The sequence below is a fragment of the Paenibacillus sp. Soil766 genome (assembly GCF_001428105.1).
Taxonomy (GTDB): domain Bacteria; phylum Bacillota; class Bacilli; order Paenibacillales; family NBRC-103111; genus Paenibacillus_E.
On the sequence record NZ_LMSJ01000042.1, the window covers coordinates 1 to 24,227 of the forward strand.

General features: G+C 45.4%; 23 protein-coding genes, 7 tRNA genes and 1 rRNA gene. 6 read left to right on the top strand and 25 right to left on the bottom strand.

What is annotated here, in order from left to right; genetic code table 11:
• Window positions 1–356 precede the first annotated feature (356 nt).
• Window positions 357–1,226, bottom strand: coding sequence for a nucleotidyltransferase-like protein (locus ASG89_RS27015; protein ID WP_057314212.1), 870 nt, complete (start codon window positions 1,224–1,226; stop codon window positions 357–359).
• A gap of 125 nt (window positions 1,227–1,351) precedes the next feature.
• Here ASG89_RS27015 and ASG89_RS27020 point away from each other — a divergent pair, with 125 nt between their 5' ends.
• Window positions 1,352–1,756 carry a YgzB family protein gene (locus tag ASG89_RS27020; protein WP_082593640.1) on the top strand — a complete coding sequence of 135 codons (405 nt, stop codon included), beginning with the start codon at window positions 1,352–1,354 and terminating at the stop codon, window positions 1,754–1,756.
• A gap of 70 nt (window positions 1,757–1,826) precedes the next feature.
• On the opposite strand, the gene ASG89_RS27025 is transcribed toward ASG89_RS27020, so the two are convergent.
• From ASG89_RS27025 to ASG89_RS27060, 8 genes are all read right to left on the bottom strand, one after another.
• Window positions 1,827–3,527 (bottom strand): glycosyl hydrolase family 18 protein, encoded by a 1,701-nt coding sequence (locus ASG89_RS27025; RefSeq protein WP_235549952.1) that lies wholly within the window; start codon window positions 3,525–3,527, stop codon window positions 1,827–1,829.
• A 129-nt stretch (window positions 3,528–3,656) separates the two neighbouring features.
• Complete coding sequence (gene perR / locus ASG89_RS27030) at window positions 3,657–4,091, bottom strand: peroxide-responsive transcriptional repressor PerR (protein WP_057314215.1); 435 nt, start codon at window positions 4,089–4,091, stop codon at window positions 3,657–3,659.
• A 115-nt stretch (window positions 4,092–4,206) separates the two neighbouring features.
• Window positions 4,207–4,914, bottom strand: coding sequence for an MgtC/SapB family protein (locus ASG89_RS27035; protein WP_057314217.1), 708 nt, complete (start codon window positions 4,912–4,914; stop codon window positions 4,207–4,209).
• Window positions 4,915–4,988: 74 nt separating this feature from the next.
• A complete protein-coding gene (locus tag ASG89_RS27040; protein ID WP_235549953.1) occupies window positions 4,989–5,480 on the bottom strand; it encodes a GNAT family N-acetyltransferase in 492 nt (163 codons plus the stop codon).
• A gap of 60 nt (window positions 5,481–5,540) precedes the next feature.
• Window positions 5,541–6,989: an Asp-tRNA(Asn)/Glu-tRNA(Gln) amidotransferase subunit GatB gene (gene gatB / locus ASG89_RS27045; protein ID WP_057314220.1), complete on the bottom strand. Its 1,449-nt coding sequence runs from the start codon at window positions 6,987–6,989 to the stop codon at window positions 5,541–5,543.
• A gap of 36 nt (window positions 6,990–7,025) precedes the next feature.
• A complete protein-coding gene (gene gatA, locus ASG89_RS27050; protein WP_057314222.1) occupies window positions 7,026–8,483 on the bottom strand; it encodes an Asp-tRNA(Asn)/Glu-tRNA(Gln) amidotransferase subunit GatA in 1,458 nt (485 codons plus the stop codon).
• Window positions 8,484–8,510: 27 nt separating this feature from the next.
• Entirely contained in the window at window positions 8,511–8,798 is a 288-nt protein-coding gene (gatC, locus tag ASG89_RS27055; RefSeq protein WP_057314225.1) for an Asp-tRNA(Asn)/Glu-tRNA(Gln) amidotransferase subunit GatC, read from the bottom strand.
• Between the two features lie 157 nt (window positions 8,799–8,955).
• On the bottom strand, window positions 8,956–9,336 hold the full coding sequence (locus ASG89_RS27060; protein WP_057314227.1) for a hypothetical protein: 381 nt from the start codon (window positions 9,334–9,336) through the stop codon (window positions 8,956–8,958).
• Window positions 9,337–9,515: 179 nt separating this feature from the next.
• Here ASG89_RS27060 and ASG89_RS27065 point away from each other — a divergent pair, with 179 nt between their 5' ends.
• Complete coding sequence (locus ASG89_RS27065; RefSeq protein WP_057314230.1) at window positions 9,516–9,800, top strand: DUF3817 domain-containing protein; 285 nt, start codon at window positions 9,516–9,518, stop codon at window positions 9,798–9,800.
• 95 nt (window positions 9,801–9,895) lie between these two features.
• Window positions 9,896–11,290 carry an MATE family efflux transporter gene (locus ASG89_RS27070; RefSeq protein WP_057314232.1) on the top strand — a complete coding sequence of 465 codons (1,395 nt, stop codon included), beginning with the start codon at window positions 9,896–9,898 and terminating at the stop codon, window positions 11,288–11,290.
• 62 nt (window positions 11,291–11,352) lie between these two features.
• On the opposite strand, the gene ASG89_RS27075 is transcribed toward ASG89_RS27070, so the two are convergent.
• The 3 genes from ASG89_RS27075 to tkt all read right to left on the bottom strand — a co-directional run bounded on the left by ASG89_RS27075 (window position 11,353) and on the right by tkt (window position 14,732).
• Window positions 11,353–11,844, bottom strand: a complete 492-nt coding sequence (locus ASG89_RS27075) for a YhcH/YjgK/YiaL family protein (protein WP_057314234.1) — start codon at window positions 11,842–11,844, stop codon at window positions 11,353–11,355.
• A gap of 168 nt (window positions 11,845–12,012) precedes the next feature.
• Entirely contained in the window at window positions 12,013–12,669 is a 657-nt protein-coding gene (fsa, locus tag ASG89_RS27080; RefSeq protein ID WP_057314236.1) for a fructose-6-phosphate aldolase, read from the bottom strand.
• A gap of 35 nt (window positions 12,670–12,704) precedes the next feature.
• Complete coding sequence (gene tkt / locus ASG89_RS27085) at window positions 12,705–14,732, bottom strand: transketolase (RefSeq protein WP_057314238.1); 2,028 nt, start codon at window positions 14,730–14,732, stop codon at window positions 12,705–12,707.
• A gap of 114 nt (window positions 14,733–14,846) precedes the next feature.
• Between tkt and ASG89_RS27090 the strand changes: the two genes are divergently transcribed.
• Window positions 14,847–15,740, top strand: coding sequence for a LysR family transcriptional regulator (locus ASG89_RS27090; protein WP_057314241.1), 894 nt, complete (start codon window positions 14,847–14,849; stop codon window positions 15,738–15,740).
• A 90-nt stretch (window positions 15,741–15,830) separates the two neighbouring features.
• On the opposite strand, the gene ASG89_RS27095 is transcribed toward ASG89_RS27090, so the two are convergent.
• From ASG89_RS27095 to ASG89_RS27105, 3 genes are read right to left on the bottom strand one after another with little or no spacing between them, the layout of a single operon-like run.
• Window positions 15,831–16,844, bottom strand: a complete 1,014-nt coding sequence (locus ASG89_RS27095; protein ID WP_057314243.1) for a zinc-binding alcohol dehydrogenase family protein — start codon at window positions 16,842–16,844, stop codon at window positions 15,831–15,833.
• Window positions 16,845–16,866: 22 nt separating this feature from the next.
• Window positions 16,867–17,811: an aldo/keto reductase gene (locus tag ASG89_RS27100; RefSeq protein ID WP_057314245.1), complete on the bottom strand. Its 945-nt coding sequence runs from the start codon at window positions 17,809–17,811 to the stop codon at window positions 16,867–16,869.
• Window positions 17,808–18,638, bottom strand: coding sequence for an amidohydrolase family protein (locus tag ASG89_RS27105; protein WP_200963565.1), 831 nt, complete (start codon window positions 18,636–18,638; stop codon window positions 17,808–17,810). The genes ASG89_RS27100 and ASG89_RS27105 overlap by 4 nt, the downstream gene beginning before the upstream one ends.
• A gap of 134 nt (window positions 18,639–18,772) precedes the next feature.
• Here ASG89_RS27105 and ASG89_RS27110 point away from each other — a divergent pair, with 134 nt between their 5' ends.
• Window positions 18,773–19,672 carry an AraC family transcriptional regulator gene (locus tag ASG89_RS27110; protein WP_157276830.1) on the top strand — a complete coding sequence of 300 codons (900 nt, stop codon included), beginning with the start codon at window positions 18,773–18,775 and terminating at the stop codon, window positions 19,670–19,672.
• On the opposite strand, the gene ASG89_RS27115 is transcribed toward ASG89_RS27110, so the two are convergent.
• Entirely contained in the window at window positions 19,669–20,967 is a 1,299-nt protein-coding gene (locus ASG89_RS27115; protein ID WP_057314258.1) for a (Fe-S)-binding protein, read from the bottom strand. The two genes, ASG89_RS27110 and ASG89_RS27115, sit on opposite strands and share 4 nt — an antisense overlap.
• 31 nt (window positions 20,968–20,998) lie before the next feature.
• Window positions 20,999–22,414 (bottom strand): FAD-linked oxidase C-terminal domain-containing protein, encoded by a 1,416-nt coding sequence (locus tag ASG89_RS27120; protein ID WP_057314251.1) that lies wholly within the window; start codon window positions 22,412–22,414, stop codon window positions 20,999–21,001.
• Between the two features lie 158 nt (window positions 22,415–22,572).
• Between ASG89_RS27120 and ASG89_RS27125 the strand changes: the two genes are divergently transcribed.
• Window positions 22,573–23,280: a FadR/GntR family transcriptional regulator gene (locus tag ASG89_RS27125; RefSeq protein WP_057314252.1), complete on the top strand. Its 708-nt coding sequence runs from the start codon at window positions 22,573–22,575 to the stop codon at window positions 23,278–23,280.
• A gap of 56 nt (window positions 23,281–23,336) precedes the next feature.
• On the opposite strand, the gene ASG89_RS27130 is transcribed toward ASG89_RS27125, so the two are convergent.
• The 8 genes from ASG89_RS27130 to rrf all read right to left on the bottom strand — a co-directional run.
• Window positions 23,337–23,415 (bottom strand) — tRNA-Leu (locus tag ASG89_RS27130).
• Between the two features lie 6 nt (window positions 23,416–23,421).
• Window positions 23,422–23,501 (bottom strand) — tRNA-Leu (locus ASG89_RS27135).
• Window positions 23,502–23,565: 64 nt separating this feature from the next.
• Window positions 23,566–23,638 (bottom strand) — tRNA-His (locus ASG89_RS27140).
• 14 nt (window positions 23,639–23,652) lie between these two features.
• A tRNA-Thr gene (locus ASG89_RS27145) sits at window positions 23,653–23,728 on the bottom strand.
• Between the two features lie 93 nt (window positions 23,729–23,821).
• Window positions 23,822–23,898 (bottom strand) — tRNA-Asp (locus ASG89_RS27150).
• Window positions 23,899–23,915: 17 nt separating this feature from the next.
• Window positions 23,916–23,991 (bottom strand) — tRNA-Val (locus ASG89_RS27155).
• Between the two features lie 24 nt (window positions 23,992–24,015).
• Window positions 24,016–24,090 (bottom strand) — tRNA-Glu (locus ASG89_RS27160).
• A gap of 47 nt (window positions 24,091–24,137) precedes the next feature.
• Window positions 24,138–24,227 (bottom strand): 5S ribosomal RNA (rrf, locus tag ASG89_RS27165); the annotation flags it as partial.

Here is a 24,227-nt window from a genome sequence, read left to right on the forward strand (position 1 = left end):
AAAGCTTAATTGCTCATTTGAAGCTAGCGAGATTTTGCAATCTCTTTTATAGTCGATTACTCGACTGTGCTTACTCACTCGTTGTTCAGTTTTCAAAGATCAATTTATTTCGTTTTCATTCGCCATCCATTTAGCGGCGACTTTTATAATATATCACATTCGAACCACTCAATGCAAGCTTTTTTATTTTTCTTTTTTTCAAACTTCGCTTACACCCTATAACTCGTTGGCTTCAAATGCGTTACCGTTTTTAGCGGCGAGAGTTAATTTATCATAGAATCACAATCAAAGTCAAGCAATTAAATAAGAATAAAAAAAGAACCAGTAAAACAACTGATTCTTAAAGGTTTTATGCATTATACACTTGTATATCTCAGCTCGATTTCCGATGTATGCTCATCAATGATCACAGCAACTTCTTTGATTAAACCTTTTTTGACTAGTTTATTGAGCAATAGAGGAAGCTCTGACTTGATTTCAATTAACTGCGTGTGTTGTTGGAGTTCATCTGAGCTTAGCGGATGCTCGCTGTCCCTGAGGATTTGAATAAATGCCTCACAGCAACGCTCCATTTTGGACATAACAGAAAATTCACAAGCAAGTAGCACAAGTTGAACCCGTTGCTTCAATGTCTCTTTACTCATTGTTAGCTCTTCATAAAGCTTATAAACTCCAGGATTAATCGCTCGAATCTGTCTCCAAACTGTGATTTCAGGGTGATAGCCATCTTCCACAATGACAATCCGTGCCCAGTGATGAAGCGCTTCGAGAATGTTGTTATAGGCATCTAAGATATGATCATCAAGAATGTATTCCTTACTTTGCAAATATTTTCGGAGAAAATGTGAAAATTCAATTAGTAGCTTATGCTCACGCAAATCTCCAGGAAACTCAAGTATTCGATGGCGCAGGCCTTCTAAATAAGTGTTCTGATCCAGAAGTATCTCCCCTTTTAACAGCCAGTGAAGAATATTGCGATTAACACCATGCCGAATCCATTGTTCAATTGAAGTAGGATCCGTCCATCTTTCTTGTATCCTTGAATCGTCTCTTATATAATTAGTCGTATGATTGTTCAGTCTCAGGTCGTTCGTTACTATTAAAAACAGCGTATCAAAACCATCTGTAAGTGAGGGAAGTTGCTTAGGATTGTCTACCGCCATGACGCTAATGATTCTAGGGTCATTCCGGAACTTAAGCAATAACTGCTCCTTATTAATTCCCATGGGTGTCCAAAGCTCCTGTCTCCAATTGTTTCTTACTTATTTCTACAAGGGTGAACGGGTTTCCTGCTGATTTCTGTGACAAATCATACAAAACATGTGCTATACGGATTGGGGAGGAAAACAAAGTGCGATTTAGATCAAGTAAAGTTAATGAATTCCGCTTATGGGGATTGGTCATGACCATGGGTGGGATGCTGCTTATGATTATAGGACTCGCTGGCGTCGTTTTCGATTGGGGACAAGCAGGTCGAGTGATTGCCGTCATCTTCATGATTATTGGAATGATCAGTGTATTGGTGAGTATGGGGATTTATTTCTGGGCTGGCATGCTTTCAACATCAGCAACTGTCATCGATTGTCCAGAATGCGGTAGAAGGACAAAAATGCTGGGTAAAACAGATCGTTGCATGTTTTGTAAAACGATTCTAACGATTGATCCACAATATGAGCCAGTTGGTGACAATGAAACGGCGGCTACTCAAACGGCTCACTATGAGCCAAGTCGAGAACATGAGCACAAGCCACACTAAAAAACAAAGAAAGCCGAGCCCCTTCACTGGGTTCGGCTTTCTTTTCATTTTAAGATAAGTGCGGTTCAAATCAAGGTTGAACTTTAGGTAAAGCATCCTTCATTACATCCCAAATTACAGGCTTCTCAAAACCTCTTCTCCAAGAAGCCACGCCTGCCAGATTATATTTCTCAACCAAAGCTAGCCTAGCTTTAATTGAGACTTCATCCTCGAGCCAGATACGAATTAGCTTACTGCCGTCTTTATATTCCACGTAATTTTGACCTGTATCCGCTAAAAATGTAGGGGTCAGTTTCTTCTCTTTGATGATCGTTTGCGCAGCTTCCATGGTTAACGTTTTGGATGTTGCGGTTAATTTACCATTCTTTGTTTCTTCCGTCCACTGCCGCGTATAGAATGGCACTCCGAGGACAAGCTTAGATGGCGGTATTTTATCCGTCGTCAGAAGCGTTGTAACGGACCTCTCCACCCAAGGTAAGGAAGATACCGATCCAGACTTCGGACTCGTGGCCCAATACTCGTCATAGGCCATCAACATCATATAATCGACTACCTCTGCTAATGCTGGGCGATCATAGAACATAGACCACATTTCATTGGTTGATTTGGGAGTTACATCGATGGAAACTGACAAACCTTGCTCATGCATAAAAGGAGTCATTTCTCGTACAAATTGGACGAGGTTCTCCTTATCTTTAAGATACACGTTTTCAAAATCGATATTGATACCCTGGAGTTTGTAAGTTTGAGCAAAGCCAAGCAATTGTTTAATCATTTTCATACGTAGATCATAGCTAGCTAGTACTTTATTCGTGCGATCTGCATCGAAGCCATTACTAAACAACGCCCATACTTGGTAGTTGTGGTCGTGCGCCCACTTGACATAAGAAGCATCCGCTAAATTACTAATGCGCCCCTCACTATCTGCGACAGAGAACCAAGTTGGACTTATCACTTGTAAACCAGGCATCTCACCGATCTTAGATGTGTCAGGATTCTTAGAAATGACATGTTCCCAGGTCATATTTAATTTCCCAGTCATAGGCTTCCATGGCACATAGGAGGATAACTGCTCTTGAAGCGGAATCGTCTCCTCGTGATCCACCGTGATATCGCTCTTACGAACGAAGCCAATCGGTCCGCTCTCTAGCTGCACTTTGTACCAATCTTCTTCCGTATTCGTAATCATGACCTGTTCGTTCAGAGCAATCGTCGCAATAATCGGTGCTTTGATTGAAGCTTCCGTTCGTAATTGAGCTTCTTTCTTCCCTGTATGCTTCCCCCACTTGATAACTTCACCTTGTTTGAAGAGCAGGAGTGCTCCTGATTTTGCTGATTCCCGTATTTCAAATGCATATAACTGCTTCAGAGGTTCAACAGGCAGGTAAATGGTACCTTCTTTCTTCTCGACGGGAAAGGATAGTGAAATAGGCTTCTCATTCATGAGTGCTGAGAGCTCTGTCGTCTTCATTCGCATTACTTTATCTTTAGTAGTTATGATGACGGAATCACTGCTTTTTTCATATATGATCGTCGGATCAATCCATTTCTGAACGAAATCAAGCGGAAGCTTCAAACCTTCCTTCTCTCCAATTGCACTCGATTTATAGTAATTGCCTTCATAAAAAATCGGCTTCGTCAGTTCATGGAATTCCGGTTCAACATGTGTTCGATTCGGTGCCAGTTGTTGGACAAGAAATGTTCCCGCGCCGGCCGCGAACATCCCTACACACAATGCGCTAATCAGGATTACTTTTTTGGATGATTTCAACACTTCACTTCCTTATGAACAATTGGTGATAGATAAAAGAGAAAAAACGTGTCAACTCTTCACATATGAAGAGCAGGACACGTTTCATTATACAACAGGAAAGCACATAAGTAGGAATTCTGCGTATAGTTAATGCTTGGTAGTAACCGTACAATCCGGACACACGCCATAAACTTCCAATCGATAACCGCCAACTTGGAACCCTGTATGCAATGCAGCTGTTGTTTCGATGTCTGACAGTGGAGGGTATTCAAAATCAGAAATCTTCCCACATACCTCACAAACCGCATGATAATGATCTGTCATATCCGCATCAAACCGACTCGAGCTGTCCCCATAAGTTAATTCCCGAACAAGTCCCGATTCGATAAATACTTTAAGATTATTGTAAACAGTCGCAACGCTCATGTTAGGAAATTTCGATTCTAACGATTTGTAAATATCATCCGCTGTCGGATGAGTCATGGAATCCAGCAAAAAGGAAAGAATCGCATACCGCTGGGGCGTCATCCGAACACCTGTTGTTTTCAACTTTGTTAAAGCCTGTTCTAAATGTGCTGCCATGGTACTCACCACCTGAATTAGTCATTAAAACCTTACATTATATTGTACGTCTGTTCTTCGACTTTTGTCAATGATGGTTATACATCCGTCCAATTGTTCAAAGCTGACCTAGCCTTCAATTTTTACTATTTTCGATGGCCACTCCAGTGACCCCTTGAATTTGATTGGTTTCCTCAAGCAATGCTCCAATAATAGATGGCTTCGGTATTGTAACATGAAAGGTAATTTGAACATGATTAGCCTTACTGCTATCATCTGATTCTTCTAGTTTAATTTGCTTAATATCTATCTTACGTTTACCTAGAATCGTTGTAATTAACCCTAAGGTACCGGGCTGATCAGTCGCTTGTATTCTTAAAATGCGCACTTTTTTCCCATTGAAATACTTATGCTCTACTTTATTTAGAATCCATAAAGAGATTAAAACCATGAAGCAAACTAAGACAGCCGGATAATAAAAACCCGCTCCGATCGCAAGACCAATTCCCGCAACGACCCATAGCGATGCTGCTGTCGTAAGTCCCGTGATCGATCTTCCATTGAACATGATCGTCCCCGCACCTAGAAACCCAATTCCACTGATGACCTGAGCCGCTAAACGAGATGGATCAATACGCACATTAACTTCATTTACAAACGCGCTAAAGCCGTACATGGAAAGCAGCATCACAAGCGCTGAGCCAACACATACCAATATGTGCGTACGGAGCCCTGCTGCATGAGCGCTAATCTCTCTTTCAAATCCAATCAACCCACCAAGAAAAAGTGCTAATACGAGTCTAATTGTAATATGTAGCTGGTCAATTACCCAAGGATTCTCCATTTTGTAAACGCTCCCTTTTTATTTCAAATCGAAGACTTTAGTAGTAGCAGCCGATTGGATACTCAGATTTGACGCTAATGACCTGTAGCAGGTCGCTCGAAAGTTGTCAAACTAACCCCAGGAGGAACAGTAAAGACGCGTTTCCGGATAAAACCATACCCCTCATAGAGACGTATTGCCGGTAGATTCGCAGTTCCTGTGGATACGATAAAGCGAGCAACTCCTGCAAGCTCTTGTTCTTTCATTATATGCTGTAAGAGGGAGCTAGCAATCCCCCTACGAAAAAAATTAGGATGAACCATCATACGACATATCGTTACAATACAACCTTCACGTTCAAATGAAATCGCTCCTGCGAGTGAGCGTCCCTCATGATCATCAACAAAGAAACCATAGAAAATTTCCTTCGCTTCGCGAATTGACTGAATGCCATCCTTTAGAGGAGGGATATCATCAAAACCGATCAGTTCAGCTTCCACACGATAGGAAGCGATTTGAAGCGCAAGCAGGGGTAAGATTTCGTCATTCGTTTGTAGAACTAGTTGCTGAATAGACAGTGGTATCACTCCTATATGGGGAATTGAAAAAAGTGGTGCCCTACTAAGAGGATCACCACTTTTAACTTATCATTTGCTGTTCAGACACTCCACAATTAATTTATTGACGAGTCCTGGATTCGCCTTGCCTTTAGTTTCTTTCATGACTTGGCCAACAAGGAAGCCTACAGCTTTTTCCTTGCCAGCTTTGAAATCTGCAACAGATTGAGGGCTGTTCTCAACAACTTGCTCAACAACTGCTTTGATAGCACCTTCGTCACTGATTTGCACAAGACCATGCTCTTCAACAATCTTCTGCGGCTCTTTACCGGTTTCAATCATTTCTTTAAACACAGTCTTAGCAATCTTATTAGAAATCGTGCCTTTCTCGATTAAACCAATCATTTCGCCTAGCCCTTTGCCTGTTACTTTGGCATCGGTAAATTCAAGGGAGTTAGCATTCAAATAACCTAGCAAGTCACCCATGATCCAGTTCGAAACAGCTTTGGCATCTTGGGTATACTTCAAGCTCTCTTCAAAGAAGTCAGCCATCTGCATAGAAGCTGTGATGACAGCTGCATCATAGCTAGGCAAGCCGTATTCACTGCTGTATCTCGCTTTACGAGCGTCTGGCAACTCAGGAATCGAAGCTTGAACACTTGCTTTCCAAGCATCATCAATGTAAAGGCTAACCAGATCCGGATCTGGGAAATAGCGATAATCGTGCGCATCTTCTTTGCCGCGCATTGCGAGAGTTTTGCCTTGCGTTTCATCCCAACGGCGAGTTTCTTGAATGACTTCTTCCCCGCTTCTAAGAATCTCCGCTTGGCGATATTCTTCATACTCAAGTCCACGCTGTACCCCACGGAAGGAGTTCATGTTCTTAAGCTCGGCACGTGTGCCGAATTTCTCTTGCCCGAATGGGCGAATAGAAATGTTAGCGTCGCAACGAAGTGAGCCTTCCTCCATTTTCACATCAGAAACATCACAATAAATCATAATAGCTCTGATCTTCTCCAAATAAGCACGCGCTTCCTCTGGAGATCGCAGATCAGGTTCGGATACGATTTCGATCAACGGTGTTCCTGCACGGTTAAGGTCAACGAGGGAAGCATAACCGCCATCAATATGCGTCAGCTTGCCTGCATCTTCTTCCAGGTGGACACGCGTGACACCGATGCGTTTGGTAACTCCACCAACTTCGATATCAACCCACCCATGCTCGCCGATCGGTTTATCGTATTGCGAAGTTTGATAAGCATCAGGTGAATCTGGGTAAAAGTAATTTTTACGATCAAATTTACTGTCTGTTGCGATTGTGCAATTAAGAGCCATTGCCGCTTTCATCGCATATTCAACCGCCTGGCGGTTAAGAACAGGTAGAACACCAGGATGACCTAAGCATACTGGACATGTATTCGTATTCGGAGGTGCTCCGAATGAGGTTGCACAACCACAAAATATTTTAGAAGCGGTATGAAGTTCTACGTGAACTTCAAGACCGACTACGGTTTCAAATTGGATATCTGTTGCCGACAAAGTGAATGCCTCCTTCGTTACTCTTGAACTATTAACTTACAATTGCGGGCGCTGCTTGTGGTGGTCTGTGTGCTGTTCGAAAGCGTGGGCTACTCGCAACACGGTAGCTTCATCCAATGCTTTGCCGATAATTTGCAAGCCAACTGGAAGTTCATTCACGAATCCGCATGGTACGCTAATTGCAGGAATACCTGCCAAGCTGACCGGGATGGTCATGATATCATTCAAATACATCGTTAACGGATCGCTGCTTTGCTCACCGATTCGGAACGCTGTGGTTGGAGCCGTTGGCCCGATGATGATGTCATAGTTGTTGAAAACTTGATCAAAATCTTGCTTGATCAATGTGCGAACTTGTTGAGCCTTCAAGTAGTACGCATCATAATAGCCTGAGCTTAACGCGTAAGTACCTAGCATGATCCGACGTTTAACTTCAGGACCAAAGCCTTCGCTGCGGGATAGATTGTAGAGATCTAACAGATTGCGTGCGTTATCTGAACGAACACCATAACGGATGCCGTCAAAACGTGCCAAGTTGGAGGATGCCTCAGAAGACGCCAACAAGTAGTAAGTTGCAACGGCATATTCAGAATGTGGAAGCGTTACTTCTTCCCATACAGCTCCAAGACCTTCAAGCACTTTGAGCGCTTCAAGTACTTTCGCTTTAACCGCTGGGTCGATCCCGTTACCCATGTACTCTTTAGGTACACCAATGCGCAGTCCCTTGACGTCACCTGTCAATGCGCTGAGGTAGTTCGGGATCTCCACATTCGCAGAAGTGGAATCCTTCGGGTCGTAACCTGCGATGGCTTGCATCGCGTAGGCAGCGTCTTCTACGTTCTTCGTAAGCGGCCCGATCTGGTCAAGGGAGGACGCGAATGCGACCAAGCCATATCGGGACACGAGACCGTACGTCGGCTTCAGACCGACGATGCCGCAGTAAGCAGCCGGTTGGCGAATCGAGCCACCGGTGTCAGAACCCAGCGCGAAGTACACTTCGCCTGCAGCAACTGCTGCTGCGGAGCCACCGCTGGAGCCGCCTGGCACATAATCCGTGTTCCACGGATTATGGGTCGGGTGGAACGCGGAGTTCTCGTTGGATCCGCCCATCGCAAACTCATCCATGTTGAGCTTGCCGATGGTAACCGCTTGTGCTTCCTTGAGCTTGCTCACAACGGTCGCATCATAAATCGGAATATGATTGGATAAGAATTTGCTGGCGCAGGTCGTTTTCAAACCTTCGGTTACCATGTTATCCTTGATGCCGATTGGCAAACCGAATATATCACTGCGAGTAGCATTGCTTAAAAGCTGCTCGTCCAACTTAGCAGCCATTTGACGTGCATTCTCTTCATCTAAAGTAAGGAAAGCGCGAACTTTGCCCTCCACTTGCCCAATTCTTGTATAGGATTGATCCACGAGATCTGAAACTTTCAGTTCCTTGCTTTGCAGCTTCGCGTGGATTTCTTGTAGGTTTAATTCAAACAAAGACAACGACAGGCACTCCCTTTCATCTCTAACTTATTCTAAAACAGCAGGAACCTTGAACTGCCCATCCTCATGATCTGGTGCGTTCAGCATAACTTTTTCAATAGGTAAAGACGGTTTTGCAACATCTTCACGCATCACATTGACTAATGGCATTGCATGGCTAGTTGGTACAACACCATCGGTATTTAATTGATTGAGCTGCTCGGCATATTTTAAAATAGCATTAAGCTGATCTGTAAATAGATCTTTTTCGGTATCATTGAGATCGAGTCTAGCCAGCTTAGCGACATGATCGACATCTTTCTTCGTTATGCTCATGTATTCTGCACCCCTTGTATCAGCATTTAGTCATTCTTTTCATTATATCCCAGATAATTTGCGAACTCAATCCAGAATAAGGATTGGGAATTGCTGGGGTCACACAAATCCCAACATATAAAAAAACGACGGCGTATGTCCACCGTCGCATCCTATATTAAATCCAGGCTTTCAACCCGATTTGTTTGATAAATTCTTCACGGGACTGTACTTCCTTGTCCCTTTCTTGCTCTGGTTCAGTGGCAGTCTCGCCGCCCATGATCTTCCGGAACAACGCTTCGTTGTTCGTTGCGAGCGCATAATCGATTAGAGCTTCTTTCTCAACTTGTTCCGCCTCTTGCTGAAGAAGCACTTCTTCAAGCTCGATGTCGGATGCAGTCACATAATAATGCTTGTTTTCCTTAGGGACACGCACGACATAGTCGAAAATGTTATCATTATTTCGGTCATACGCAATTAAATAACCATATCCGCCTATAGGCAAATTCTGTTCTAAACGATCAGCAATGAAAATAATTCTCTCCCCAAGTCGCAGCATCTGCATTCCCCCTAAGCTCTATATAACACTCAAATGAGTCTATGAAAATATGAATACGTTCTATTGCCTATCGTACTAAAAAAACTAGTTTGTGTCCAATTGACATCACTTGTTCATACTGCATTCATATTTATAGCTTAGGATGAATTTACTTACATTCATAGAAGGAGTTGCTTACTGTGTTACAACGTTCTTTACAAGCATTGCGCTATATTGGGTGGGCGGAGGGTTCATCATTTCTTATTCTACTAGGTATCGCCATGCCACTTAAATACGCGTTCGATCTGCCACAAGCTGTTTTTGTCGTAGGTGTTGCTCATGGATTTCTATTCACACTCTATTTGCTATCGATTGCATGGGTCACAATTTTTCATCGCTGGCACATTGGTAGGGTACTCGCAGCTTTCATTGCGGCATTTATTCCATTCGGCCCGTTCATATTCGATCGTTGGATCCGACATTAGACACATCACTCTGTAAAATTTCAGATAAAAGCTTGAAACTGATATAGTAGTGAGAAAACGAATCCTATCGAACAGATGAATTTACGGAGGAAATTATGTCAGAGTCATCATCATCTCCCAAAGCTCGCCCCTCGCTAACGGAGGGGCCGATTACAAAGACATTAATTTTATTTTCACTGCCTATCCTATTAGGCAACGTTCTACAGTCATTGAACGGATCGATCAATACGATTTGGATCGGGAAATATTTAGGCGAAGTCGCCCTTGCAGCAACATCGAATGCGAATATTATCATGTTTTTCTTAATTAGCTCCATCTTCGGGATTGCCATGGCTGCCGTCATTCTTATCGGTCAGAATCTTGGTGCCCAGAAAGTTCAAGAGGCCAAAAAAGTAGTCGGAACAAGCACAGTCTTCTTCCTTGTTTTATCCATAATCGTCGCCTTATTGGGATGGATCTTCTCCTCCACGATTCTAGATTGGATGAATACTCCGCCTGATGTCAAAGAGTTTGCCGTAACCTATACGCGAATTATGTTCGCAGGTGTTCCGTTCATGTTCGGCTATAATTTAATCATGGCGATTTTGCGTGGCTCGGGAGATGCGAAAACCCCGTTCTACTTCTTGCTTTTATCAGCCGTCCTCGATGTTGCACTCAATCCTTTGCTCATTCAAGGGATAGGGCCATTCCCGAAAATGGGTATTGCCGGTTCCGCCGTAGCGACTTTTATCGCCCAACTGGTGAGCTTCGTGCTTCTCATTGTCTACTTGTATAAGAAGAAATATTTTCTTCGTATTACCAAAGAGGATCTTCCCTTGCTTCGAATCAATTGGACGATTATTCGTACTCTGATTCAAAAAGGGCTGCCCATGGGCTTAAATATGGTCGTGGTTTCTCTAAGTAATCTGATGCTGGTTCATCTCGTAAATGCCTATGGCTCCGAATCAACTGCGGCTTTCGGAGTGGCGATGCAAATATCAAGTTACGTCCAAATGCCCGCTATGGCCATTGGTGGAGCTGTAACCTCGATGGCCGCTCAAAATATTGGTGCCGGGAGATGGGATCGCGTTAACCGAATCACTTGGACTGGGGTAGGCGTTAATATCTTGATGACCGGACTAATCGTAGCCGTATTGCATCTGTTCAATCGAGAAGTCGTCTCATTCTTCTTGCCGCCTGAAGGAAAAGCGATTGATATTGGCGTTCATATTAACAATATTACGCTTTGGTCCTTCATCATTTTCGGCGTCTTCAATGTCGTTGCTGGTGTCGTTCGATCAGCGGGATCTGTGGTGTTTCCACTTATCGTCGCATTCATCGCTCTGCTTCTTGTTCGCATCCCACTTGCCACTGTGCTATCGCACAAGTACGGCTTTGATGTGATTTGGTGGAGTTTTCCTGTCAGCTTCAGTGTTGCAGCGACTATGAATCTGCTCTATTACCGCTTTGGGAAATGGAAGCAGGCCAGAATGATGGCTAGTAAAACCTAAAAACAACATCTATACAAAAAAGTCTGCTAGCCAAAATCATTGGCTTAAGCAGACTTTTTTTATTAAAGATGTAACAGATCCTTATGGATTTTGATCACAATCTTCTTATTCGTTGTTGATTCCGTAATAAGGCAATTAGGCCGATGAATATCGGATGGGAAGCATACGGCAAACATACCAGGTTTGAGCAAAATATCCGTTTCAGGAAGAGAATGCTCGGATTCGTAGAAGGCAATATCGTGTGTCTCAAACTTGTTATCTACAATGATAGCCTCATCAGTCAGCTTGTAGAAGCATAAGCGCTCTTCCCCACTGACCAGAAACTGAATATCCGTGTAGACAACGTGCGACTCTGGCATTTGTTCTTCTCTTGGACGCGTTACGGATTCTTGTACATTGGCATACATCAAGTGGCCATTATCGCCCTCCAGATCATATCGCCCTACCTCTAACTCTCCCAAATTCCGATTCAAAATGTAGTCGATACCACGGGCTACAGCCGCTGGCCATAAATGCCGTTCTTGCTCAAAATGCAACACATCGCTGATAATCATCGCTATTGGCTCCTTTGTGAGAAAACCTCTATCGGGGCCATTCAAGGATGAGCGACCGCGTTTAGAGGAAGATTTTATCGCCAAATAGAAAGATGTTTTCGGGATTCGAAAACTTATACTTTCTATTGTGGTAAAAAGACCCGCCCCTTAGGGCGAGTCATGACTTGTTTAGAACTTCTCTTGATTAGCGCCTTCCCAATCAGCAAGGAACTTCTCAATGCCCGCATCTGTCAGCGGGTGTTTACTCATTGATTCTATCACTTTATAAGGGACTGTCGCAATATGTGATCCTGCAAGCGCTGCTTCAATGACATGTGCAGAGTGGCGTACACTCGCAGAAATAATTTCGGATTTGATACCGTGTACTTGGAAAATCTGGCTGATTTCTTTGATTAAGTTCATACCAACTTGGTTGATATCATCCAAACGCCCGATAAACGGAGATACATACGTTGCACCCGCACGAGCAGCTAATAATGCTTGTGTTGAGCTAAAAATCAACGTTACATTCGTTGGGATACCAAGTGATCTGAACACGCTTGTCGCTTGCAGACCATCCAATGTCATTGGCAATTTAATAACAACATTTGGACTTAATGCCGCGAGCTTCTTGCCTTGCTCAACCATTTCTTCAGCTTTCAAGGAAACAACCTCAGCACTGATCGGAACATCACCAACGATAGAGATAATTTCTTTCACAGTTTCAAAAAAGTCTCTTCCTTCTTTAGCAATCAATGAAGGGTTAGTAGTTACACCCGCAACTACACCTAACGCGTGCGCTTTACGAATTTCTTCAACATTGGCTGTGTCGATAAACAATTTCATCTCTGTATCCCTACCTTTTCTCCCGCTATGGGTGCTTATTGGAAATACTTCTGTCTGATTTGCCCAACGATTGCTTCTGCGGTAAAGCCATATTCACGAATGACGCGATCTGCTTTCGCTGATGCTCCGAATTTGCGGATGCCGACAACGAAGCCTTCTTGTCCCGTAATTTCTTCCCATCCAGCCGGATAAGCCATTTCCATCACAACATTCTTACGCACTTGAGGCAAAACAATGGCATTCCGTACCTCTTCTGGCTGCGCCTCGAACAATTCACGGCTTGGCATGGAAATAACACGAGCTCCTATTCCATCTTGCGCCAACTGTTTCTTCACGTCAAGTGCTAAGCTCACTTCTGAGCCAGTCGCAATGAGTTGGAGATCAGGTGTTTCACCATGAGCAACATCAGATAGGACATAAGCCCCTTGGTGAATATGTTCAAAAGCAAGTGAATCCGTACCTGGAAGCACCGGTAAGTTTTGACGCGATAACGCGAATACGAATGGGCCTTCCTTCGCTTGAAGCACGTACTCCCAAGCAGCTGCTGTCTCGTTCGCGTCCGCAGGACGGAACAACGTCAGATCCGGAATCATCCGCAGGGAAGGGATCTGTTCAATCGGCTGATGCGTCGGACCATCTTCGCCGACAGCGATACTGTCATGCGTGAATACGTACGCAACAGGGATCTTCATCAATGCGGATAGGCGAATCGCACCGCGCAAGTAATCGCTGAACACGAGGAACGTACCGCCGAAAGCACGCAGTCCGCCGTGAAGCAGCATGCCGTTCAGTGCTGCGCCCATAGCGAATTCCCGGACGCCGAACCAGAAGTTGCGTCCGCTGTAATCCGCTGCGCTGAATGCCGCAGCATCGCCGATCATAGTGAAGTTGGAGCTCGCTAGGTCGGCAGATCCGCCTACTAGATGCGGTACCCGCTTCGCCAAGCCGTTAATCACTTTGCCAGATGCGGTGCGCGTCGAAATCGCGCCGCTTTCTGGGGTGTAGCGCGGCACATCGGCGTTCCAATCCGCCGGAAGTTCGCCGCTGTTCGCGAGCTCGAATTGCTTCGCGAGCTCAGGGTAGGCAGCTTGGTAGCCCTTCCACAGCTGCTCCCAGGCTGCTTCTGTATCAGCCCCCACCTGCTGGTGGTGGGCGAAGTGGGTGTAAACCTCAGCAGGGACGTAGAAGTCCGGCTCAAGGGGCCAACCCAGAGCCTGCTTCGTCAGAAGCAGCTCGTCTTTGCCCAGCGGCGAGCCGTGCGTGCCGCCGTGGCCGCCCTTACCGGCTTTGTTCGGCGAGCCGAAGCCGATGGTTGTTTTGATCTCAATCAGCGTCGGACGATTGAGATCGGCCTTGCCCTCTGCGATCGCCGCAGAGATGGCGTCGACGTTGTTCTGCTCTTCCACGCGGAGGTATTGCCAGCCGTAGGACTCGAAGCGCATCTTGACGTTCTCGGAGAACGACATGTTCAAGTCACCGTCGAGAGAAATATCATTGGAATCGTAGAGGACAACAAGTTTGCCTAATTGGAGATGACCAGCTAGGGAAGCTGCTTCAGAGGAAACACCTTCCATCAAGTCGCCGTCACCACAAATCGCATAAGTGAAATGATCAACAACTGGGAAATTCGGTTTATTATATACGGATGCTTGATGTGCTTCAGCCATCGCCATACCCACAGCCATCGCTACGCCTTGACCAAGCGGTCCTGTCGTTGCTTCTACACCAACCGTATGACCATACTCCGGATGGCCTGGTGTACGGCTTCCCCATTGACGGAATTCCTTGATATCGTCCATCGTGACGCCATAGCCGCTTAAGTGAAGCAAGCTGTAAAGCAGCATAGATCCGTGCCCTGCTGACAAAACGAAACGATCACGATCCGCCCATTTCGGGCTAACTGGATTGTGTTTCAAATGACGTGTCCAGAGCGCATATGCCATCGGCGCTGCCCCCATCGGCATACCAGGGTGACCCATAGCTGCCTTTTCAACAGCATCAATTGTAAGCGTTCTAATCGCATTAATACTTAATTCTTCAATTCCAACCGTTGTTCCATTCAATGAGATACGCCTCCATCTATATGGTTGTTTTTGTTGCCTTATCTCTTTATTATAAGAGGAGATATCACATTCAAATAATTGATAGTTTCGATACTCGTTATAGAAGGTGTCTATATGGTAAATTTCGAGTTGTATAAAGTATTTTATTTAACAGCGAAATCCGGAAGTCTGTCCAAAGCAGCAAAAGAGCTGTATATCACTCAGCCCAGTGTCTCACACTCCATCAAATTATTGGAGGAAAGCCTAGGTCTTCCTTTGTTTGCTCGTACATCTAAAGGCGTTGATCTAACCAAAGAAGGCGCCATCCTCTACTCCTATATTGAACAAGCTTACAACTTCATTTCCCTTGCGGAGGAAAAGCTCAACGAGCTGCGAAACTTCTCTAGCGGAGAGATCAAAATCGGCGGCAGTGATTCCTTGTGCAAGCATTATTTGCTTCCCTTCTTGGAATCATTTCACGTGCAATATCCGCACATCCAGATTAATCTAGTGCATGGGACGACACCCGAAATTGTAAAAAATTTAAAAGAAGGCAAAATCGACATCGGTATTGTGAGAACACCTATCCATGATGACCAGCTTCAAGTACGTGAGGGTATCACTATTCAGGACTGCTTCGTAACGGGACCAAAATACCGCGAATTGTCAGAGGACAATGTTTCGTTGGAGAAGTTACTTGCCTATCCCATTATCTTATTTTCGAGTAATAGCTCTTCCAGGAAATTCGTCACCCGTTTGTTCAGTGATAATGGCTTGCTGCTGGAACCGGAGATCGAGCTTGGCAGTGTGGATTTGCTGATTGAATTTGCCAAGATTGGCTTTGGCGTTTCTTTCGTTACGAAGGAATTCGTAGCCAGGGAATTAGCAGAAGGCAGCTTATTTGAGGTCAATCTCGAGGTGCCAATCCCCTCAACCAAAATAGGGATTATCACATTGAAGAACATGCCGCTATCGAAGGCAGCTGCTGCATTTGTTGCGGAGTTGGAGAATCCGGGGCAGGCGAGTTAGTCGGAGTAAAAGTGGACGAGAGGGAAGTAGGGCTTTCGGGACCCGCAAACCGAAAAAACACACTCAGCTTCCGCTGAGTGTGTCCACCTTTTACAAACTAACCATCGCCTTAATCACCTTCGACTCTGGCTTCAGCCAACTTTCGAAATGATCCACCATTTCCTCGAAGGAGACACGGTGTGTGATATAGCGCTCAATGTCGATGCTTCCAGTCATTAACGCGCTTCGTACCGTATCAAAATCCTCCATCGTCGCATTACGGCTCCCCATTAACGTCAGCTCCCTCTTGTGGAAATCAGGATCATGAAAGGCAATATCGGCCTTCACGAGTCCGACATAGACAAGCTTGCCGCCATGAGCTATAAGACTGAAAGCGTCCGTCATCGATCTGGCATTCCCGGTTGCGTCAAAAACAACGGTCGGAAATTCCCCATTCGTTAGCTCGGCTATCTTTTCCTTCGGTAGTTGGAGCGCATTCACAGTATAGTCAACGCCTGCCCATTCCTTACAAAACGCAAGTCGCTCCTCATTAATATCCATGGCAATGACATTAGCCCCTAGTTGCTTCGCCATTTTCATAACTCCAAGCCCAATCGGACCTGATCCGATGACTAACGCTGTTTCCCCCGCATGAAGCTCTGATCTCCTCACCGCGTGCGCCCCGATACTTAGCGGCTCTAGCATCGCAGCTTGATCAAGCGTAAGACCAACTGCTTTTATCAAATGACTCACAGGCAGAGATATACGCTCTACCATCCCCCCGTCGATATGTACCCCCAGCACTTTCATATCTGTACAGCAATTTGTCTTGCCATTACGGCAAGCTATACATTTCCCACAATGCATGTAGGGAACGACGCTAACGAGATCACCAATCGCCACATCCGTAACGCCATCCCCAAGCTCCTCCACATATCCTGCCAGCTCATGACCCAGAACACGTGGATAGCTAAAGAAAGGCTGATTCCCTTTAAACGCATGCAAATCCGTCCCGCATATGCCTATTCGCTGAATGCGAACAAGCGCTTCTCCCTTACCCACGATTGGTTCCTCTACCTCGGTATACTTCAATTGCTCGATTTGTTCACAGACGATCGCTTTCATGTTTACCCTCCTCCACACATTCTTACACAACCGTATTTTCGTTATATTCAGGTCTCCCACTAATCCATGAGCGATTATGAATGGGCGCAAGTATCGCTAACACCTCTTGCAAGAGCTCCGTGTCCATAGGCTCAACCGTCCATTGAATGTTTTTGCGGATATTATCCGGATTGGCTGTACTGACCAACGTTGTAGGAATCCGCTCATTCGCCGTCGCATATTGCACAGCAAGCTTCGCAATGTCAGTTCCTTTCCTCGCACAATGCTCAGCGGCCTGCTTACATAATTGCTGAATATCAACAGAAGCTGGATGCCAGTCCGCTGCCGGTCTTGTGCTTAGCAAGCCCATCGCAAGTGGTGAAGCATTGACTAATCCCACACCATGCTGCTCAAGAAGGGGTACAATATCCAGCAAAGATGTATCATTTAGCGCATAGTGACAGTAAGACAAAACAGAGTCCAATTCCTTGTGCGCCAACGCCTTTTCAAATACAGACATCGGTAACCCAGATACTCCGAAATAACGGATTTTACCGGACTGCTTCAATTCATCCAACGCTGGGAAGGCCCCTTCGAGAACCTCTTGAAATGGAGCAAATTCAATATCATGCAGGTATAAAATATCAATATAGTCCGTTTGGAGCCGCTTTAAGCTCTCATCCACACTTCGAATAATCCGCTCTTTGGAGAAATCGAACTCCGCCTCACCATATCTTCCAGCCTTGGTTGTTAAAATAAAGCGATCTCGCTCCAGCTGCACGATGGCTTTACCTAGCACTGTCTCGGCTTTGGTTAATCCATAATACGGTGACACATCGATTAAATTAATGCCCATATCTACCGCGGTGTGAACCGTTCGGATGCTTTCATCCTCATTGGTTACACGAAATACAGATCCAAGCGATGATGCTCCGAAGCTCAAGACTGAGACATCGAGGCCAGTTCTGCCTAATTTGCGATATTTCATAATTTATAGAACTCCTTTGCATTTAGACCGAATAAGCGAGCTTTATCGTTTTCCGACCAGCTATCTGGCAAGGATTGATTCACGACACTGACAACGTCCTCATAATTAGCCGCGAGCAGACAGACTGGCCAATCACTTCCGAACATCACACGCTCCGTTCCGAAAACCTCTAAAATATGCTGGACATATACCGTAAAATCTTCCGGCTTCCAAGTCGAATGGTCAGCTTCAGTCACCATACCTGAAACCTTACAATATAAATTGGCGTGCTTCGCAATCGACGACATCTGGCTTTTCCAAGGTTCAATTACACCTTCGGCAATCGACGGTTTCGCAATATGATCAATGACCGCACGCAAACCTGGCACCAATTCCAATAGCTCCATGACGGCTTCTAATTGATGAGCGAGGACAAGCAAATCAACAGGGACATCTTCCGAAGCGAAATATCGCAAGGCGTCCACAAAATGTGGTTGAAGAATTACACGCTCATCTGGCATCTCCTGAATCATGACTCGAAATCCTACATAGTTCGGATGCTGACTGCTTTTTTTATAATGACTAAGATATTCTGGATCGTCCAAATCAAGCCAGCCCACCACACCGGCAATCGAATCCGTAACTTCACTTAAAGCAAGTAAATATTCGGTTTCTTCTAGTGTTGGTGCAGCTTGAACCACAATGGACTTATCTAGGTTGAATTTCTGGAGATGTGGCACCAAATCATTTGGTAAGTAATCACGATTCAACACAGGGAGCGCTGGTGTAATCCATCCGTAGTCCCCTCGGTCGATCTTCCAATAATGCTGATGTGCATCGATGCGCATAGGGATTCTCCTTATCGTTTCTTATCATTCACACTTCATATGATATCGCTTTCTTTCATTTTATCATTATTTTTTCGATATGAAATATGGATATCTAGCATAACTATACGGTTTTTTGATATTATTAAACTACTTTGCAGAAGAAAAGAGTGGTCATCGTGGATCCTATTCGCAAAATTTTCGATAATCATGAAGCTTTCCCCATGTCTATCGCCTATAAAAACACAAAAAGCTCGCTAAGCGAGCTTCCTGATCATTTTCATGACTGGTATGAAATTGTATATGTGTATCGAGGAACTGGCACTTTCTTTATCGATCACACCTTTTATGAGATGAAACAAGGCGATCTCTTTCTTATTCCAGGCAATACGATTCATCGGGCAACACCAGATAAAGAGTCGCCAGTGACGTCCACTGCGATTTACTTTTCCCCAAGTATGATCCAGGCACCACAATTTGGTGATGACTTCTCCTATTTGCATAGCTTTGAGCAAGCAGCGACAAGTCGGAATTATAAATTGGAAACTCGATTACCGCAGAGTCAACAAGTTGATCATTTCCTGGAGAGCATACAGTATGAGTTTAAGCATCCTAGTCTAGGTCACCGGCAAGCCATCATCCTGCAATTGCTTCAATTACTCCTGTACATTCAACGAAATATCGAGGCTGATGCCGACTCTAACTCACTGACTGTTGATACTCAAGTAGGCCCTAATTGGATGCGAGAAATCATACTCTATATTGATCAGCATTTCTGTGCAGATATCGGACTCCAAACGCTCTCCAAGCAGGCTTCCGTTACGCCAGCCCATTTCAGCAGGGTATTCAAGCAGTTGATTGGAATGAACATCAGCACTTACCTCATAACCAAGCGCATCATCCGGGCTAAGCAATTATTACAGGAAAGTGATGCAAGTGTGAGTATAATCGCAGGTATGTGCGGCTTTGAGAGCTTACCCCATTTTCATGCGATGTTCAAAAGAGTGCTTGGCATTACACCCGCGGCAGCTCGGAAAACCTTCCGTTCATTCTAAGATTGCTTTTCTAATCGATCATAGAGGAAGTCCGCAATATGAACGGCTTCCATGTGACCGGTTTGTCCATGTTTATCAATACCTAACTTCATCTGAAGTAAACATCCTGGATTACTTGTGACTACGTAAGACGCAGTTGTCGCATTCACATTTTCCATCTTATGTTCCAGTATTTGATTCGCCATGTCAGGCTGGGTCATGTTATATATACCCGCGGAACCACAGCATGAGCCTGAATCCTTCATTTCGATATAGGCAGTGTTACTAACCCTTTGCAGCAATTGCTTCGTTGGTTGGCTGCCCTTCATCACATTGCGAAGATGGCAGGACTCCTGGTACGTTACACGCGTTGGACCATGGGGAGATAGGGGATCAACAAAACGAAGAGGTCGACCTTTCTCTACCAAAATCGAGCTTATATCCTTTACGCGCTTCGCAAACCAAGTTGAATCTTCTTTCCACTCTTCCTCATCATGAAGCAGATGATCGTACTCCACAAGGATGGCACCACAGCCTCCTGCATTTGAAACAATGTAATCGACTCCAGCCTCTTGGAAAGCGCGAATGTTACTTTTGGCCAATTGCTTCGCTTGATCCGTTTCACCACTATGTGCATGAAGAGCCCCGCAGCAGTTCTGCGATTCAGGAATGACGACATCGAAACCAGCTTCGGTCAATAGCTTCACCGTACTCATATTCGTTTCAGTGAATAACACATCCATCAAACACCCGCGGAACATCCCCACTGTACCCAGCTTCTTACCTTTTGCCGGAATAAAGGTGCCTAACCGTTCAACAATCCCTTTGCCTGAAGCGTTCGGAAGTATTTTCTCCATGGAAGCCATATGCTTCGAGAATAGACCGACTACACCAGTTTTTCTAACTAGCTTTTGGATACCTGACATTTTATAAAAATGAAGCCCTGTCCCGAGCAGTTGCATCCTCTGTTGGGATGGGAATAGCTCTTTGAATACGAGCTTGCGCACACCCTTTACCCACCATCTATGCTGGGTCGTATGCACTTCAATGGCATCGCGTGCCTGCTCAATTAATTGACCATATTTCACATCCGCTGGGCAGGCAGGCTCACATGCGCGACAACCTAAGCAGTGGTTCATCTGATCTTCAAAACGTATTCCTGGTTCCATGAGGCCATCCACGGCCGCTTTCATCAGTGAAATTCTCCCTCGCGGAGACTCTGCCTCGATTCCTGTTTCTTTAAATGTCGGACAAGCTGGCAAGCAGAACCCACAACGCATGCAATTGGTTAATTGGTCGTAGTCCAGTTTCTGCATTAACGTTTCTTGAAGTGTTGCTCCTTGGCCCTTAGACACGATCAATCACCACCCTGCGTCTGGATTCTTTGGCAAACATTTTGCCTGGATTCAAAATATGGTTTGGATCGAACGCATCCTTAATCCCTTTCATCATGGCGATTCCGCTGGTTCCCACTTTCCATTCCAGGAATGGCGCTTTCACTAACCCAACTCCGTGTTCACCTGTAATTGTTCCACCTAACCGAATCGCGGCTTCAAAAATCTCTTCGAATGCCGCTTCCACACGATGAACCTCATCATGATCTCTTGCGTCTGTTGTTGCCGTAGGATGTAAATTGCCGTCCCCAGCATGACCGAAGGTGCAAATTTGAACATCATGCTTCGTTGCTATTCGATTGATTTCCAGAACCATTTCCGCGATCTTGGAGCGAGGTACAGTAGCATCCTCAAGAATCGTCGTCGGACGTAAGCGAGCAAGAGCGGTAAATGCGCTGCGTCTTGCTGTTAGAAGCTTCAGCGCTTCCTCTTGTGTGCTCGCAATACTGACCTCATCTGCCTGCTCTTCCCTGCAAATCTCTGAGATTAGAGCAATGTCACGTTCAACCATCTCTGGCTCGCCATCCTGTTCAATGAGCAAAATAGCAGCCATATCCAGCGGCAGTCCCAACTTTGCAAAATCATCTACAACGCGAATCGTTGGATTATCCATAAATTCCAGGGTTGCTGGAATGATACGGTTTTCGATGATTTTGGAAACGGTACGCGCTGCGCCGTATAAGTCTTTGTACATCGCAAGCATCGTTTTCTTCGCCTTCGGAGGTGGGATGAGTTTAAGCGTGGCTTCTGTGATTACGGCAAGTGTACCCTCAGAGCCGACTAACAGCTTCGTCAAATCATAGCCTGCCACATCCTTCATCAGCTTGCCGCCTGTGCGAAGAATTTCACCTGATGCAAGGACACATTCAAGTCCGATTACATAGTCTTTGGTCGTGCCATATTTCAAACCGCGAAGGCCGCCTGAACACTCCGCAATATTGCCGCCAATCGTGGAAATCGCCATTGAACTTGGATCTGGTGGATAAAATAAACCCAAACTCTCGATATGCTCAATGAATTGCTTCGTAATAATCCCTGGTTGCACGGTGGCTGTCAGATTCTGTAGATCGATATCTAGAATCGCATTCATGCGGTGCATGACCATGACGATCCCGCCTTGTACAGGAACCGTACCTCCGCACAAATTCGTACCTGAGCCTCTACTGACCAGTGGAATACGATGCTCATTCAGAACCTTCATAATCGCTGAAACCTGCGCAGTATCCTTCGGATAAATTACGCCATCAGGTAATGACTGAAGCATCGGCGTCCCGTCATAAGAATGGGTTACTAATGATTCCATATCATCTTTATAAAAGGCTTCGCCTACAATAGCTTGCAATTGTTGTCTAACTTGATTGTCGAGCATGAAGAATCCTCCCTTTGAACGCATACATAGTATGCTACATTTCTCCAAATTTCTTGATTCACGTTTAATTGATCATGTGATCAGATGACTTTTCTTCTATTTTAGCTTATGATGTAATAGATGTATAGAACTTTATCTGCATTTTCAGGGGGATACTCATGGTTTTTCAGCAAATTCGACCACAAAAAGGCTCGGAAATCGTGCTTCAACATATTAAATCTCAAATTGAGGGAGGAACTTATGCTCCTGGTTCCAAGCTGCCGACCGTGGTAGATCTTGCGGCAAGCTTTCAAGTCGGGCGATCTACGATCAGAGAGGCCCTCAGCGGGCTTAAAGCTATGGGTTGGGTCGATATTCGACATGGCGGAGGCACCTATGTTGCTACAACACTGCCGACAGAGTCGAATACGCTCTTTGACCACAGCGAGACACTGCAGGAAGTCCAGGAAGTGCGCAGATTCATCGAGGCTGGCTGTGCCACCTTTGCGGCTAGCCGCCGTACTGAGCAGCATTTGACCGCGCTTAAAGAAATCCTTCATGATATGGAATCTTCACTTGGAAATGAAGAAAAAAGCGAACATGCAGACATTCGCTTTCATTTGGAGATTGCTAAGGCTTCACAGAATACACTATTCATTGGGATGATGGAATCCTTAACGGAGCGCCTACAACAGAGCATGAAGGCTTCGCGCCGTCTGTGGTTTTTTGCTGAGCGTGCTTCGGCTGAACAACTGCTACAGGAACATCGCGATATTGTTGATGCAATCGCCGCTCAGGATGAGCAGCTTGCTGCAGAGAGAATGTCTCAGCATATTGCGAAAGTTGATCAAGTCATTCAGCAATTAGCACAGAAAAGCATCGAGTAGCTTATGAACAACAAAAAAAGCCTTACAGTGTAAGGCTTTTTTTGTGCTGCTTTTGATACCGGCAAGAGGACTCGAACCTCCACCCTTTCGGACTCGATTTTGAGTCGAGCGCGTCTGCCATTCCGCCATGCCGGCAAATAATGCGCGTAGAGGGACTTGAACCCCCACGGTCGCCCGCTAGATCCTAAGTCTAGTGCGTCTGCCAATTCCGCCATACGCGCATGCAGTAAAACAGGCAAGTAATGAAGTTGCTAGCCTTGAGGCTGACTTCACTGTAAATTAATGGGCGGACGACGGGACTTGAACCCGCGAATGCCGGATCCACAAACCGGTGCGTTAACCCCTTCGCCACGACCGCCACATTAGGAAAAATGGTGCCGTCGAGAGGACTTGAACCCCCAACCTACTGATTACAAGTCAGTTGCTCTACCAGTTGAGCTACAACGGCTTATTCAATTTAAAAATGGTTTTCAGTCCTCTGCTCTACCGACTGAGCTACAAAGCCTAGGTGTTACTGTAAATTTACTTACCATAAGAAAAATGGCGGAGCTGACGGGATTCGAACCCGCGGTCTCCTGCGTGACAGGCAGGCATGTTAGGCCACTACACCACAGCTCCATGCTGAAAAACTTTTATGGTGAACGCTGACGGGATCGAACCGCCGACCCCTACCCTGTCAAGGTAGTGCTCTCCCAGCTGAGCTAAGCGTTCATACAAATATTTTGCGGAGATTAATGGTGACCCGTAGGGGACTCGAACCCCTGTTACCTCCGTGAAAGGGAGGTGTCTTAACCACTTGACCAACGGGCCAAAACCTGCCGATGCTTCGGCAAAAAAAATACCCATGAAGGGAAACTGCTTGGCAACGTTCTACTCTCCCAGAACCCTGCGGTTCAAGTACCATCGACGCTGGAAGGCTTAACGGTCGTGTTCGAGATGGGAACGCG